Source organism: Scytonema sp. UIC 10036 (assembly GCF_009725235.1).
The window spans coordinates 42511-58298 of the sequence record NZ_WJFC01000072.1 but is presented as its reverse complement, the minus strand read 5'-3'; the positions used below and the strand labels follow the sequence as shown (position 1 = coordinate 58298).

Here is a 15788-nt window from a genome sequence, read left to right as displayed (position 1 = left end):
CCCTTCCCCCCCTCCTCTTAGCTTCTGTAGTTCCCAGCCAAACAGAACTCTGGCAATCTTACCCAAATCTTCGCGTCATCACCTTAGACCAAATCCCCTTACAAGGTCTTTATCCTACACTGGGAATCGATCGCGCCTTAGCTTTGTGGGGTGCTGGAGAGAATTGGGGTTTTCCCATGTTAGTTCTTGATGCGGGAACAGCACTTACTTTTACAGGTGCAGATGCTAACAAACGTTTGGTTGGCGGTGCAATTCTTCCGGGGTTGGGTTTGCAACTTGCGACTCTTGCTGAAAAAACCGGACAATTACCAATGGTTGAAATACAAGAGCAACTTCCACAACGGTTTGCTTTAAAGACTGAAGAAGCTATGCAAAGCGGAGTTATTTATACTCTGGTTGCTGGAATCAAAGACTTTGTTGAGGCGTGGTGGCGGGATTACCCTGAAGGGAAGATTGCAATGACTGGAGGCGATCGCACGTTGTTAATGAACTATGTGCAATCTCAGTTTCCTGCGATCGCAGCGCATTTTTACGTGGAACAGAATTTGATTTTTTGGGGAATGCAAGCAGTACTCACTAGAGTTTAAAATAGATGTGAGCCATGTAGTTTAGAACTTTAATGCGATGAAATTTTACACACTATTAGGAATTTTGGCTGAATTGGAGAATTTAAGTTTAGAAGAATTATTAGAGATTAAACAAAAGGTAGATAAATTAATACACTCAACAACCTCAAATTCTACTAATTTAGGAAATCAAACTTTTGTCAAGGGTTCTTATTCTACAGAAATATTTGTTTCAGGTTTAGCTCAAGATAGTGATATTGATGTTTCATCAGGGCAGCAGATGAACATTCAAAACGATATGCAAGATTTGGACTCAATGATTGCTCTCGTTTTGCAATGGCAACAAGATGAATCAGGATATGATGAGGAAGTTTATCCAAAAATAGAAGCTGCTTTAAATTTAGATTAAAATTTATCTTTTAAATGACACAAGCTGTTTTACTAGATACTAACCCGTTGGGACAGGTTACTCATCCTAAAATCAAACCAGAAGTCATCAATTGGATGCAATCTTTACGAGAGAATAATATTGCTTTAAAATCTCCAGAAATTTCTGTTTACGAGGTCAGACGAGAGTTAATCAGGTTATATAATAACAAAAGCCTTGAGCGACTTAACCAATTTATAAGTTACAGTCTCATACCCGTTAATTCAGAGACATTTGTACAAGCTGCTATATTTTGGGCAGAAGTGCGAAATCAAGGGAAACCAACATCTGATAATAAAAGCTTAGATTGTGATGCGATTCTTGCCGCACAAGCATTACAACAGTTTGAATATTATGACAAGGTTACTGTCATTACGACAAATGTTAAACACATAGAACGTTTTGCAGGTAATAATGAGTTAGAGGTAGTTGATTGGGTAACTACCTTGAATAATTTCGTTGATAATTCTTAATCCTCAGCTTGCAATTAATTTTTTGAATCTTCTAAAAAATGTAGAGACGCACTGTTTGAAGCGTCTTGACGGAAAAAACTAAGTTGCGTGGGATTACTGCCTTCCCGCTAGGGATGTCCAAGAAATAAATTACCCCGGCATGTGGGACGGGCGTTGTTGCCTTGGAAGTCTCCTAGAAGACAATACTTGTCAGTTAAGCCTAAAAATGCGAAAACCCGTAGGTTGGGTTGAGGAAGGAAACCCAACATTGACAGACATTTGTTGGGTTTCTCCACGGGGTTTGCCCAACCTACCAAAATTTTTTTGGGGAATGCAAGCAATAGTTGATAAAGTTTAGAAATTCAGTATTGGTTTACCTGTACTAGCATCAGACCACCTGTTGGTTTGTGGAATGAGTATGATTGGGCAAGGAGGAACAGGGTGAGTAACGGCGATCTAGTCCGAACGGGTATTACTGGCTTAGATGATATTTTCTTAGGTGGCATTCCCAGAGGTAATGTGATTCTGATAGAAGGAGAGGCTGGGGCGGGGAAGACTCTACTCGGCATTGAGTTCATCTATCGAGGTATTGTCGAGTATGACGAACCTGGAATTATTGTCGTATTTGAAAACAGCCCCCGAAAGTTGTTGCGAGATGTTGCCAACTTTAATTGGAATCTAGAGGAGTTGCAGCAGCAGAACCGATTGCGGATTATTTTTACGACTCCCCAAGTGCTAGAACAAGAACTGCGATCGGCGGATAGTTTGTTGATAGAGACCGCAACTGAACTGGGAGCGCGACGGATTTTTATTGATGGGATTGCCTTACTCCGTCCCACTATAGTCAATGGAGGTTCCCCATTATCCAACGGACCTAGTTCCTACCGCGAACTCTTACAGCAAATTATTGAGGGGATCGACCGGGAGGGGCTTACCGCCATCTTTTCTCATGAACTTGCAACTCGTGGAGAGCCAGCCCTGACTCTGGATGTTGCTGAGTTTTTGGCAGATACTGTTATCTCGCTCAAACGTGGGGATTATTCGCAAGGTATTTATCGCTGCCTAGAAATCCTCAAAAGTCGAGGACAGGACTTTGAGGCTGGGGTACACACGCTACGAATAACTTCTGGTAGAGGGTTAGAGGTGTTTCGCCGAGTGCAGTGTCGAGTTCAGATGGTTGGCAATCAACCAACTTCAACTGTACAGCGCTCGGTGATTGGTAGTACGCCACTGGATGACCTCACAGGCGGTGGGCTTTATAACGGCTCTGTTACCTTGGTTGTGGGTGCTTCGGGTACGGGAAAGTCTGTTCTGGGGTATCAGGTATTGGTGGAAGGAGCGCGAAACTTGGGCAAGCGAAGCTTGTTAGTGACCTTGGACGAACATCCAGAACAAATTCTCCGCAATGCTGACTCCCTCGGTCTGAATATGCGAGAGCAAGTGGAAACTGAGATGATCCACATTTTGCATGACTCGCCACTGGAGTTAGAAGTGAATGTTCACTTCGACTTGATTGTGCGAACGATTGAGGAACAACAGATTGAGCGTATTGTTGTGGATGGCATCACGACTTATAGCAATGCTATTCACGACCAACGAGTGTTCCGTGAGTTCTTTCACGCGTTAATTGCCTTTACAAAAAATCGGTTAATGACAACTTTTATTAGTTATGAAAATCCAGAACTGTTTGGGGTAACTCACTTCATGACCGATTCTACCGTGACTTCTGTAGTAGACAATGTTATTCTACTTAGCTACGTAGAACTAGGAAACGTCATGCATCGGGCAATTACAGTTGCTAAAGCGCGGGGCTGTAACCATCAGTACGTGACCCGCGAGTATCGAATTGACCGAGGTGGAATTATTCTATCATCAGAGGAAAGCATCGAAGGGCAAAATTTGCCCTTCGGTAGCTACTACAATTTACTGAGTCGAGCGCCGACTCGGTTCAATCGAAGTCATCGTTCTTTCTCTTCAGAGATAGATGAGTAAAACGCGAATTACATGGTATGAGATTGGTAATGTTTAAGCGAGCATACGGAATAGAATAGAGGTCACAGAAGTAGAGGAGACACAGAAGGTTTGGAAGACAGCCGGGACAACATTGAAATCCAAAGCGAACTTCGAGAAGAGGTACGCGATGCCCTGCTCGACCCTACAATCTGGCATTCTATGCTGGAGGAATACGCTCTGGCTATGAATCTAGCTGTGGTATTAACGGATTCACAGGGGCAGATGCTGGGAGAGTGCATCAATCCTCAACCGCTTTGGAATCTTTTTCAGACTCAGCTGAAGGAAAGACTAGGAATTTGTCCGTTCTGTCTGCTTCGCTCTGTACCCTGTACTGCCATAGCAGATGCACTGCATCAAGGCGAGATAGTATTCACGAGCGATCGCATCGGTTTAGCACATTTTGTTGTACCTTTGCAACTAGGCGAGCATCGGTTGGGCACATTGATTGCAGGTCAAGTGCTCGACCAGTTCCCCGACCGATTGCAACTCCAATTGGAACAGAACGCAAAACGATCGCATCTCTCACCTCAGCAGGTTTGGAAACTGGCTTCCCAACAGCGCCCTGTGGCTCAAAAAACATTGCGAATGTACGCGAAGTTACTGAGGACGTTGGGCAATACCTTTATTGAAACTCGCTATCACACGCTGATGGAAAGCGAGCGCTCGGCGCTGTTATCTCGGTTATACGATCAATTAAGAAGAAGCGAACAGCAGTACCGTCTTCTTTCCGAAGCATTGCCCCAATTTGTCTGGAATTCATTGCCGGATGGGCAAGTCATTTATTGTAACCCGCACTGGTATCATTATACTGGTTTGACTCCAGAGCAAACCCTTAACTCAGGGTGGGCAGTTGTTTTGCACCCAGACGATCGAGAACGAACCCAAGCTCTTTGGCTAAAAGCAGTGAAAACGGGTGAAAGCTACGAAATTGAATATCGGTTTCGTCGAGCTAAGGACGGACAATATCGCTGGCATTTAGCGTCTATCGGACCTGTACGCGACAGTAGCGGTCAAATCATCAATTGGGTAGGAACCGCAATAGATATTGAAGATCGCAAGCAAGCTGAGAATATGTTGCAGCAACAGACCGAGCAATTGATCGAAGCTAACCGAGTTAAAGATGAATTTTTAGCTGTTCTGTCCCATGAGTTGCGCTCTCCCCTCAACCCAATTTTGGGGTGGTCAAAACTGTTGCAAAGTCGTAAACTTGACGAGCAGACAACAGTTCGCGCTCTAGAAATTATTGAACGCAATGCCAAATTACAAACGCAACTCATAGGCGATCTTCTGGATGTCTCCCGCATTCTTCAAGGCAAACTCAGCCTTGAGATGTGTCCAGTCGATCTAGCAACGACAATTCAATCTGCAATGGAAACAGTAAGTCTGGCAGCAATCGCTAAAGAAATTCAGATACAGGTTAAGGTTGAGCCAGAGGTGGGTCAGGTTTTGGGAGACTCAAGCCGATTGCAGCAAGTCGTCTGGAATTTGCTCTCCAATGCGATTAAGTTTACACCAGAAGGCGGACGAGTAGATATTTACCTCCATCGTATCGGGACTCAAGCCCACATTGTAGTCAGTGATACTGGTAAGGGCATTCACCCCGACTTTCTACCCCATGTATTTGAATACTTTCGCCAAGCGGACAGCACAATCACTCGTAAGTTTAGCGGACTGGGGTTGGGACTGGCGATCGTGCATCGTTTAGTTGAGTTACATGGTGGAACAGTTCAAGCAGAGAGTCTGGGTGAAGGACAGGGAGCGACGTTTACAGTCAGGTTACCACTGACGCAACAGCAATCTACAACGAAACAAAATTTTATGGAGTCTCAACAACCTTCAGACTTAGGTGGTATGAACATTTTGGTTGTAGATGATGAGACAGATACGCGAGAATACATTACTTTCTTACTCCAACAGTATGGAGCAACTGTGACAGGTGTGGCATCGGCAGTAGAGGCGCTGATTGCATTAAGCCAGTATCAGTTTGACTTGTTGATTAGCGATATTGGGATGCCGGAAGTGGATGGGTATATGTTGCTACAGCGGGTAAGAGCTTCTTCGGTTCAGAACAGACAAGTACCCGCGATCGCCTTAACTGCTTATGCTGGAGAGATTAATTATCAACAAGCGCTTGCAGCCGGATTTCAAGAACATCTTGCCAAACCTGTAGAGCCAGAGCAGCTAGTTCGGGCGATCGTTCAGATTATCGATCGGTCTGTGTTGTATTCGTCCTTCCCTAACAATCCAAACTAGCATACCGAGGATGGGTTCGACAGGAGGTAGAGGATAGTCCATTAAGTCAATTGTTACCGTCCACCTTCAATCGCAATCAAGTCAAAGTCACTGGTCACTGGTTACTGGTCACTGTTAATTTAATAAAATCACGGATATCTCCAGCAACAACCCCGGCGCAAGACTCAGGTAAATCGTTTGCACCGTGGGCGATCGCCTTTAACTCTGCTTGTGGAAGATACTGAGCATAGGCTCTGCTCATGTCCAGAAATTCTTTCGAGTCTTTTCCTCCTTCCAAAATTAAAACAGGAGTCAATATTGAGGACAATTGCTCTTGCAACAACTCTGCTTTAATTTCTGGTTCTTGACGTTGGAAGAGTAATTCACAGGCTGTGGGATAATTGAGCATTGCCTGACGTAACTTCCAAGCTCGTTCAATTTGCTCATCCCAGCCAAACATTTTAGTAATTGGGCGGAGTACTCTCAATATTTGAAACAACGTTGGTGGAAACTTAATGACACGCTGCATCCGTTGCAAACGCTTTTTTTGTCCTTCAATTGCGATACCCTCTGGTGATATCAACACCAAACCATAAACTTGTTCTGGATATTTCAAACTATAACTAGCAGCAATCCAACTTCCCAGGGAATGCCCTACCAAGTATACCCTTTCTAACTTTAAGGCTTGCAAAAATTCTGCCAGACACTCAACGTGTAAATCTATCGAATGGTGGATGTTTGGACGCTCAGATTCACCAACGCCAAATAAATCTGGTGCAAAGCAATGGAAATTTGGCGAAAGCAATTCCATTAAGGATACCCATTGGCTGCTATCGTTCCACGAACCATGTAAAAAAATAATAGGAATTCCTGCACCAATTTCGCGCCAAAACAAAAGCCCTTGAGAGAGCTTTCTTCGGGAGTTACGGAATAGAGAGTCCATCTTAGTTATTTAATATAGTCATTCACACTAGTGGAAATTATGAATGATGAATGATGAATGATGAAAAAATAATTCATAATTCATAATTTATAATTCATAATTCTCATGCCAGTGTCGTCAAACCATTTAAATAATCTTGTAATTGGCGACTGTGATCGTGAGACATTTTCCCTGGTGGTAGGGAATCAACTGGAAAAGCTTGGATTTCCATAACTTCCAAGGTATCTTGCACAAGCATGTCTCCCCGGACATCGGCTTCCACAACAACACAAATCGAATGGATTCTGGGGTCACGCTCTGGCGAGGAATACACACCGACTAAACGCCGAATTTTCACTAATTCCAATCCGGTTTCTTCCATCAACTCCCGTTCCACTGCACTCGGAACATCTTCACCCCAATCCACCATACCTCCAGGCAATGCCCAGAGACCATTGTCCCGTCGCCGGATTAAAACAATCCGACCGTCCGGTAAAATCGGAATGATACTTGTCCCCGGAACTGGATGGCGGAAGATGATGCCAAGTACAGTTTGTCCAAATCGCCATAAACTACGTGTGGACTGAACAGCCACATCCATAAAAGCTAAATCGTTCAATTTTCAAATTTTGTATTGTAGTGTCGAGAACCTTACCACACAAGACTTTCTCAGCATAAATGCTGAGTTGTACCTTATACAATACTGGCTGTGGTTTGGAGCCATATCTTAAAGATTATCTCAGAAAACACTGATTCGACCACTGCGGAATACTTAAAATCTTGCCTCCACAAACTTCATAATTCAGATTTCAGTTGACGGAAACTCTATAATAGGTTAGTATAGATTGCTGTTTAAAATATAGATGTCGCAAATCTAGGCGAGAAGAACAAGTAAGCTCAACAGCAGATACTGCCTACATCAACCCTAGAAGCGAGTTTTTGTTGTTTATTTAATGAGGTGAACATGGCTAAGCGCCGCAATCCGAAAAAAGAAAAGGCGCTACGGAACCAGGCGTATGCCCGAAAGTTTCGTAAACGGACTACAACAGGACGGATGGGCAATAGAAGATTCCAGCAAAGACCGCCGAAGAGTGAAGAGGATGAGGGCGCAGCAGCTATTGATGCTGAGTAAAAACGCTGCTCAAAATATTTGCTCTCTCAGTTATGGCGGGCGTACACTTGTACGCCCATAATTATGAGTAGCAATTGGGAATGGGGGATGAGAATAGTTTCCCACTCCTTTTGTCCCTAGTACTCAGTTTCGGGAGTTTGACTGCGGGCGGCTTTCAGCGCTTGTCTCACTTGTTCAAATCCCGTACCACCATAGCTGTTACGAGCGGCAACCACTTGACGAGGCGATATTGCATCGTAAATATCTGCGTCAAAAGCTGGGTGAAGTTCTTTCCACTCCTCTAAGCGTAAATCTTTAAGAAGTTTACCGACGGCAATACTGGTTTTAACAACTTTGCCTACAAGGTTATATGCTTCCCGGAAGGGTACACCTCGGGCTGCTAAATAATCTGCTACATCGGTAGCATTGGAAAAGTCTTCTGTTACTGCTTCTGCCAAACGCTGGGTACGGAATTCCAAACCTTCGCGAAGTAAAATTGTCATTGCCTCAAGACAGGCTTTGACTGTATTGACACTATCGAATAAAGCTTCTTTATCTTCTTGCAAGTCTTTGTTGTATGCCAGGGGTAATCCCTTCATAATCACTAACATTGCTTGTAGATGACCAAAGACTCTCCCAGTTTTACCCCGAACCAACTCTGGTACGTCGGGGTTTTTCTTTTGGGGCATAATGCTCGAACCCGTTGCACAGCTATCTTTGAGGGTGACAAAGCTAAATTCCTCAGATGCCCATAAAATCACCTCCTCTGAAAGACGGCTGAGGTGAACCATGATTATACTGGCTGCACTGAGAAATTCAATGGCAAAATCGCGATCGCTAACTCCATCAAGACTGTTAGCATAAATGCGATCAAACTTTAACAACTTGGCAGTGTAGTCGCGATCTATAGGAAAAGTAGTTCCCGCCAGAGCACCGCACCCCAACGGTGAAATATTCACTCGGCGAGACACATCTTTAAGACGTTCGCGATCGCGCTGTGCCATATGAAAGTATGCCAGTAAGTGATGGGCTAAACTTAGAGGCTGAGCACGTTGTAAGTGCGTATAACCCGGAATCAGTGTTTCAATGTGTTGTTCGGCAATATCTAGCAAAACATTTTGAAATTCGCGCAATTGATTCCTGATTTGCTCAATTTGATCTCGAAGATAAAGCCTAGTGTCAGTCCCTACTTGGTCGTTTCGGGAACGGGCTGTGTGTAATTTTTTACCCAAATCACCTACCATTTCCACAAGACGACGTTCAACGGCAAAATGGACATCTTCTGCCTCAATCCCAGGGTTAAAGTTACCTTGTTGATATTCCTCGCGAATCTTGTCTAAAGCTTCCACAAGTTGCTCGCCTTCTTCTTGAGAAAGAATACCAGTATGAGCGAGCATCTGGGCATGAGCTTTAGACCCAGTCAAGTCATACTCTAAAAGCTGAATATCAAAATTAATACTGGCATTAAACCGAGCAATTGCGGGATGCAACGCCGATTCAAACCGTTGACTCCAAGTGTTTTGTGCGGTCATACAATTTTGGATTTTAGATTGCCGATGAGTGGATTTCAGATTGCTGATGAGTGGATTCTAGATTAACCTAATCCACGCATCCAAAATCCACACATCCAAAATCCACGCATCAAATCAGCCGTAACTCGTGAAATTCCGAATCACATAACCAAGAGCCAATCCAATCAAGAACGCCCAAGCTTGACCTGTCTGCACAAAGTGGGTAAACGCTTTTTGCATCTGACCAAGAACGTTAGGGTCAGTTACGGTTTGTGCTAGTGCAGTCCAGTCTAAAGAAGACCACCACATTAAATGAGATATTGAATCAGTAAATATGTCCATATATAAAGATGAAGAATGAAGGATAAAATTTTCTCCTCGATACTTCCCGGTAATACTGCAATATGTAGAAATTGTCTAGTGGAAAAATAATCCTCTGTATTTAGACTGATGGTTCTCCAACGCAGTCCCAATCAGAAATTTTCACTGTTAAGCATGAAAATCTTCCCCTACTCCCTACTCCCTACTCCCTACTCCCTCTTTAAGGCAAACCGGGAAAGACATCCACCATCTTGATTTTGATGTCCGCAAATTCTTTAACAAACTTCACTTTAAAGTCGGGAAAGTTCTCAACGACTTGCCACTTTCCGCAATCTTGAGGGAATTCTGTCACTTTTTGAATGTGTAAATCTGGAAAGTCGTTGACTTCTTGTATGGTAATATCCGGGAAATCTTTGACAATCTGTACTTTACCGTAAAGCTTAATACCGTTATAAGTACAGCTTGCATCAATTTTACTTTCAGCAGTCACTGTATCGTTAGTCGATATAAAAATTGTTAATAGAAAGCTTAAGGCAAATGCAGCCAGTGTAATCCAACGTTTCATGTTAAGCCTTAGAATTGGTTTGCCTACCGTCATAACCTCATGAATCGGGTGATGCCAACCGCAATTTTGCGGCTGTTCGCAAAATTTGTCCTGCTAACACTGCAGCGCCAAATCCATTGTCAATATTGACAACCCCTACACCAGCAGCACAAGAGTTTAACATTGTCAAGAGCGGTGCTAATCCTCCAAAGCTTGCTCCATAACCGATGCTAGTAGGAACAGCAATCACGGGACAATCTGCCAAACCTGCAACTACACTGGGTAAAGCGCCTTCCATTCCCGCCACAACAATCAAGACTGAGGCTGATTCAATAACATGACGGTTATTGAGCAAGCGGTGAATTCCTGCAACTCCCACATCCCAAAGGCGCTGTACTTGAAAACCAGAAAGTTCGGCGGTGACAGCAGCTTCTTCAGCGACTGGTAAATCGGCAGTACCAGCAGAAAGAATGCCAATGATACCAGGGTACTGCGGTTCAATGCTTGGAGGAGCGATAGCACAAATTCGGGCTAAGTTGTAGTAGTACAAACCCCTAACTTTCGGTTGCAATACAGTATAAACATCTGGTTCTATACGGGTCGCCATTACCACTGGATTGCGCTGGCGCATGATATTCATAATTTGAGCAATCTGTTCGGGAGTTTTACCCGGTCCCCAGATAACTTCAGGAAAACCCGTTCTCAAGGCGCGGTGATGGTCTATTTTGGCAAACTCACCTACAGGTTCATAAGATAAATTTTTGAGCGTTTCTAGGGCTACATCTGGGGTAACTTCACCTTGGGCGACAGATTCTAAGAGCGATCGCACTTCTTCAGGTTGACTCACAGCGATTTTGGATTGTTAGTGGTTAGTTGTTAGTGGTTAGTTGTCAATAAGTACCATTAACGACTAACCACTAACTAATAACTATTCTGTTACTTTCAGTTTCGATTTATTCTAAAAAGTAAAAGATTTGCTAATTAGAGTCGAATCACTCACTCCAGATCCAAATGCTGTAGCCATCATGTAATTCTGTCTTTTCTGGAAAGATTTGCCTGGTATTTGAGGAAGCCCATCTGATTGATCCACAGTTCTGATTGTTAAGGGCTGGGATGATTTTAGTTCCAAAGTTAGCTCTATACCCTCTTGAGGAAGGGCATAATAATGTAATCCCCACTGCTTTCCAGGTTCAGCGTGCGCTAGTCTATCGTTGTTGCCGATTCGTTTGCCGTTGATCGCAGCAGCCAAAATTTTTGTACTTGAGTCTATATATACTCGGAGAACACGTGCTTGCCGAGGTGAGGTAATACGCATTCGCAAGCTTCGTACCTCGTCGGTGGTGTTGTCACTCAGTAACTCGATATTTGGTGCCGTCAATAGTACTACGGGAGCTTGACTTTTGAGAAATTTTCTTGACACTGTAGGTAAATATTCAGCTAATTTAGCTTTTTCCGTATCCTGAGAAAGGAATTGGGATGTCCACTCATCTGGCTTTTTATCTGCACTAGCCCAAATTGCCTTTTCCGTGTCGGTATTTAAACCATAAAAGATACTGTTTGGTTTAGGATGGTGAGCATCAAAACCTGCTGTTAAGCTACCGAGCACAATAAAAGTTAAACTTACTACTATCGAAACTGTGGGCAACAACCATTTGTTTCGAGTTGCCATTAGGGAAAGGAGCGGAATGAGTAACCCAAGTAGTAGCACCACCATAACCATTACCGCTCCAGATAACTCTAAAGTGAGTGCAATAAATATCAGGTAAATTGTGGGAGCCAGCAAAATGATTCCTGGAATAGCGCACAGAGACAGCACGGCAAAGCGTTTCCCCAAGACAGAATTCTGAGGTTTGGAAGCAAATATAAACCCCAATCCTAAAAGGCTGAACAGCAGTGGCCATGTAAACAGATAACTGGCACCAGGCACAAACACGCTAGACAGCACCATTAATATTAACCACCAAAGCAATGCGCCAACCGTTAAGTTTTGTACACTTACCTTCTTGCGGAGCCAAACATAAAGACCTGAGATAATAGCAATGGTGAGGGCTATAAAGCTGACCATGTAATAATAGCTATTATAGGTATCGCCTTGAGGAAACAGCTTATACCCATCGTGCAAGGTGCATATCATCCACCAAGTAACAGTCACAATTACCGAAGCACTGAGGATACTTAATAAGAAAGCAAGGAAGCCTAGAACAGTACCAGAGAATGTCAACTGTTTTCTTCTCAGACCTAGTGTCATTACCCCAACAAATAAGAGAACAACAAAAACTGTTAAAGGAGCGATCCATATATCGGGGTAGTGAATAAGAGTTAAGCCTAAGATATCAAAGTACACAGCATCACTTCTTTTCGTATCTTTTAAATCTAAGTTACCAAAATGACGTGTTAAAGATAGGGCGTAGTCGCCGTGGTGTTGAAGACTGCGTTCATCAATATTCTCTAAATTATCAGAAGAAGTGTGATAATGAACGACACCATTCAAATAGGCAAAATTAAATCCCGGCAATCCAGCCGCTTTGAACATGGTTAAGTCAGTGTCATTGGGTAAAAGCTTATAAATGTTATGTGTGAGTGAATTCGCAACTGGATGCAGGGAGGCTTTTGCAAACTCCTCGATCAACCATCCATTTTCACTGCTAGTTTCAAACATTATTGAAACACCACTATTACCACGGGCTTCATAATTCAGCACAAGTCCAATATCTTTAGCCCAAGGATGTTCATCTACAAAAGCTTTTGCTCCTAAAAGCCCTGGTTCTTCTCCATCAGTAAATAGAAAAATCACATCATTTCTTAAAGGTGCATATACTTTTAAAGCTCTCACAGTTTCTAACATTGCTGCCACAGCAGCACCATCATCACTCGCACCCGATCCATTTGGTACGGAATCGTAATGAGCAGCTAGCAAGACAGCCTTAGTATTATCTGTTCCTGATAGTTTTGCAAGAATGTTATGTACTGTTCCTGCTACAAATGGAGTTCCCCATCTTGAGTTAACAACTGTTGTTTTCTGAACCTCTGGTTTCAGTCCCCGATCCGTTAGTTGTTTGACAATGTAATCCCGTACTATTGTATGTTCAGATGAACCGATTGGATGAGGTTTCTGAGCGATCGCCTCAAGATGTTTCATGGCACGACCAGAAGAAAATTCTAAAACAGGTGCGCTTGTGGGTACGGCGACGGGAGGTTTTAGTTGAAATCCGAGCAATACAAAAAATAGTATGAATAAAAAGGTAACAAATCTCATCTTGTTCATCAGATGCTCCCAGAATGTAGCGAGATGGAAAGCATGGAGACTATGAAAAAAGTTGACGAAATTTTTGTAAATCAACATTGCCACCACTAATGATGACACCAATCCGGGCATTTGGTGCGGTCACTACATTTTCTAACAGAGCCGCAGCTGCTAGCGCCCCTGTGGGTTCGACAACTATTTTCAGCCGCTCCCACAAGAAAAACATCGCATTCAAAATCGCTGTCTCAGATACCGCGACCATATCATCCACGTAGTGCAATACTAGTGGGAAGGTAATATTCCCTAAGTTAGGAGTGCGGGCACCGTCTGCTATTGTGTCAGGATTGTGAACTGTGTGTAGTGTTTTTGTGTGAAACGAACATGTGGCGTCCATAGCCCGTTCCGGTTCCACTCCGATGACTCGACATTTGGGTGATAGGCTGCGAGCCGCGATCGCAGATCCAGAAAGCAAGCCACCGCCGCCACATGGAACTAACAGCAGATCCAGAGAACCGACTTCCTCAATCAATTCTTTAGCTGCCGTACCTTGTCCTGCTACCACATGAGGATGGTCAAAAGGGGGAATGAGAGTCATTTGACGCTCAATGACCAGAGATTGTGCCATCGCTTCTCGTGTAGTTTCTAAGCGATTGTACAGAATCACTTCCGCTCCATAACTACGAGTCGCTTCTTGTTTAACTGCTGGGGCATCATCAGGCATAACGATTGTGGTGTGAATCCCGTTCAGTTTTCCTGAAAGTGCGATCGCTTGGGAATGATTGCCGGAGGAAAATGTCAGGATGCCTCGCTGTCTTTGTTCTTTAGACACTTGTGCCAAAGCATTGTAAGCACCCCTAAACTTGAACGAACCTGTACGCTGAAAATTTTCGCATTTGAAGAATACTTGGCTGTTCGTGCGCTGATTGACAGTCCTTGAGGTAAGAACTGGAGTTTGGTTAGCAACACCTGCTAACCGCATAGCAGCTGCTTCCACATCGGCTATTGCCACCCTTAAGGCCGTGGTATCAATGGCAGCTTCTTTAGTAGGAAAGATGTTTTGAGAATGTGTCATAACCTGCTCGTTAAGAAATTTGTACAAATTGCTCAATAACTGCTCAGTTTATGCATCTGGAAGTTCCTCCTCGACCAAACGCAGGCGGGGGTACAAATAGCCGCCAATTGACGTTAACACCATAAGCATTCCCATTACGACAAACAACAGAGCAATGCCGTACCCCGGTCCCACGCCGATAATTCGTCCGATATTTCCAGCAAGCGGTCCATCAACAACAAGCAATGGTTGGAAAACGCGGTCAGCCAATGGGCCTGCAACAAGATAGGCGAGTGGCAGAGACGACCAGGCAATCATTCGTCGCACGGCAAACACCCGTCCTTGGACGAGTGGCGCAACTTTGCTTTGCCAGATCGCCTGACTCGAACCGTTGATAATTGGCAAGCCAAAGAAGTAAAGGAAACCAGCAACAAAAAAGACTGGGACGGAAGGTCGTAGCCCTGTGATGATTATGCACAGCCCACCTAAGAGTGTGAAGCTAAGCAAGCTGTAGACGCGGCGACTTGAACCGCCCCAGACGCTCATCAGCAGACTACCGATCAACATACCGCTTCCAGCAACGGATTGCACGGTGCCAAGCACGGTGATCGAAGCAAAAGATAGCACGAGCGGTGTAACTAACACACTCACAACTCCCGTCACAAAATTGTTAACAGCAAGGAACATCAACAATCCTAATAGCCCCGATCGCGTAGTGATATAAGTCCAACCGTAGGTGACTTCGCGCCGCAGCAAACCCTTCCCTACTTTTTCCTCCTGTAAGGTCGTTTCAAGTTTGGGGAATCGAACGAGCAGCAGTGTAACGACGGAGAAAATAAAGGTACTGACATCAATCAGGATGACGCCTTGGATTTGAATTTTCACGACCAGTAAACCCGCCAGCGCTGGCGAGAGAATTTGCGCGGTCGCTTCTGCAAGCTGCACCATACCACTGGCGCGACCAAGATGTTTCTTGGGAACCAGCACCGTGGTTGCTGCAGTATATGCCAACCATTGGAAGGCGCTAAAGGTGGAGACGATCGCCATTGCTAAGTAAATGTGCCACATAGACAGCCGATTAGCAAAGAGTAGCAGTGCGATCGCACTGGTGCTTAGTCCCGCCCCTAAATCGGATAAAAGCATTGCCTTGCGTCGATCCCAACGATCCACCAATGTACCGGCTAGGGGTGAAATTAAGACGCCTGGTAACGCAGTGAAAAAAGAAATCAGCGCAAATTGTGTGACCGATCCCGTTTGCTGGTATACCCATATGCCTAGCGCGAAGCCAGTCAGACCAGAACCCAACAATGAAACCGTCTGTCCTATCCAGATCGGGACGAAAACGCCGATCCCACTAACGACATTTATTTGTGCCATCTTATACTAATTGGAGA

General features: G+C 44.2%; 15 protein-coding genes. 6 read left to right on the top strand and 9 right to left on the bottom strand.

Going from position 1 to position 15788, the window contains the following annotated elements; all coding sequences use genetic code 11:
• From F7734_RS29360 to F7734_RS29340, 5 genes are all read left to right on the top strand, one after another.
• A partial coding sequence (locus tag F7734_RS29360; RefSeq protein WP_155748108.1) for a pantothenate kinase occupies positions 1–587 on the top strand: 587 nt, incomplete at its 5' end.
• A 37-nt stretch (positions 588–624) separates the two neighbouring features.
• Positions 625–975 carry a hypothetical protein gene (locus tag F7734_RS29355; protein ID WP_155748107.1) on the top strand — a complete coding sequence of 117 codons (351 nt, stop codon included), beginning with the start codon at positions 625–627 and terminating at the stop codon, positions 973–975.
• Between the two features lie 14 nt (positions 976–989).
• Positions 990–1466: a hypothetical protein gene (locus tag F7734_RS29350; protein ID WP_155748106.1), complete on the top strand. Its 477-nt coding sequence runs from the start codon at positions 990–992 to the stop codon at positions 1464–1466.
• Positions 1467–1886: 420 nt separating this feature from the next.
• A complete protein-coding gene (locus tag F7734_RS29345; protein WP_166482232.1) occupies positions 1887–3437 on the top strand; it encodes an ATPase domain-containing protein in 1551 nt (516 codons plus the stop codon).
• A gap of 90 nt (positions 3438–3527) precedes the next feature.
• On the top strand, positions 3528–5711 hold the full coding sequence (locus tag F7734_RS29340) for an ATP-binding protein (protein WP_207714245.1): 2184 nt from the start codon (positions 3528–3530) through the stop codon (positions 5709–5711).
• A gap of 94 nt (positions 5712–5805) precedes the next feature.
• Here the strand turns inward: F7734_RS29340 and F7734_RS29335 are convergent, their stop codons facing one another.
• Both F7734_RS29335 and F7734_RS29330 read right to left on the bottom strand, forming a co-directional pair.
• Positions 5806–6633 carry an alpha/beta hydrolase gene (locus tag F7734_RS29335; RefSeq protein ID WP_155748104.1) on the bottom strand — a complete coding sequence of 276 codons (828 nt, stop codon included), beginning with the start codon at positions 6631–6633 and terminating at the stop codon, positions 5806–5808.
• Between the two features lie 103 nt (positions 6634–6736).
• On the bottom strand, positions 6737–7231 hold the full coding sequence (locus F7734_RS29330; RefSeq protein WP_155748103.1) for an NUDIX hydrolase: 495 nt from the start codon (positions 7229–7231) through the stop codon (positions 6737–6739).
• A gap of 345 nt (positions 7232–7576) precedes the next feature.
• Here F7734_RS29330 and F7734_RS60900 point away from each other — a divergent pair, with 345 nt between their 5' ends.
• Positions 7577–7744, top strand: a complete 168-nt coding sequence (locus F7734_RS60900; protein WP_166482231.1) for a hypothetical protein — start codon at positions 7577–7579, stop codon at positions 7742–7744.
• A gap of 116 nt (positions 7745–7860) precedes the next feature.
• Here F7734_RS60900 and argH read toward each other — a convergent pair whose 3' ends face one another.
• The 7 genes from argH to F7734_RS29295 all read right to left on the bottom strand — a co-directional run bounded on the left by argH (position 7861) and on the right by F7734_RS29295 (position 15771).
• Positions 7861–9255, bottom strand: a complete 1395-nt coding sequence (gene argH, locus F7734_RS29325; RefSeq protein ID WP_155748102.1) for an argininosuccinate lyase — start codon at positions 9253–9255, stop codon at positions 7861–7863.
• 114 nt (positions 9256–9369) lie between these two features.
• Entirely contained in the window at positions 9370–9576 is a 207-nt protein-coding gene (locus F7734_RS29320; protein WP_155748101.1) for a hypothetical protein, read from the bottom strand.
• Positions 9577–9775: 199 nt separating this feature from the next.
• On the bottom strand, positions 9776–10120 hold the full coding sequence (locus tag F7734_RS29315) for a hypothetical protein (RefSeq protein WP_155748100.1): 345 nt from the start codon (positions 10118–10120) through the stop codon (positions 9776–9778).
• Between the two features lie 37 nt (positions 10121–10157).
• Positions 10158–10946, bottom strand: a complete 789-nt coding sequence (gene larB, locus F7734_RS29310) for a nickel pincer cofactor biosynthesis protein LarB (protein ID WP_166482230.1) — start codon at positions 10944–10946, stop codon at positions 10158–10160.
• Between the two features lie 111 nt (positions 10947–11057).
• Complete coding sequence (locus F7734_RS29305) at positions 11058–13364, bottom strand: M28 family metallopeptidase (RefSeq protein WP_166482229.1); 2307 nt, start codon at positions 13362–13364, stop codon at positions 11058–11060.
• Between the two features lie 40 nt (positions 13365–13404).
• On the bottom strand, positions 13405–14415 hold the full coding sequence (locus tag F7734_RS29300) for a threo-3-hydroxy-L-aspartate ammonia-lyase (RefSeq protein WP_155748098.1): 1011 nt from the start codon (positions 14413–14415) through the stop codon (positions 13405–13407).
• A 48-nt stretch (positions 14416–14463) separates the two neighbouring features.
• Entirely contained in the window at positions 14464–15771 is a 1308-nt protein-coding gene (locus F7734_RS29295) for an MFS transporter (protein WP_155748097.1), read from the bottom strand.
• Positions 15772–15788 lie beyond the last annotated feature (17 nt).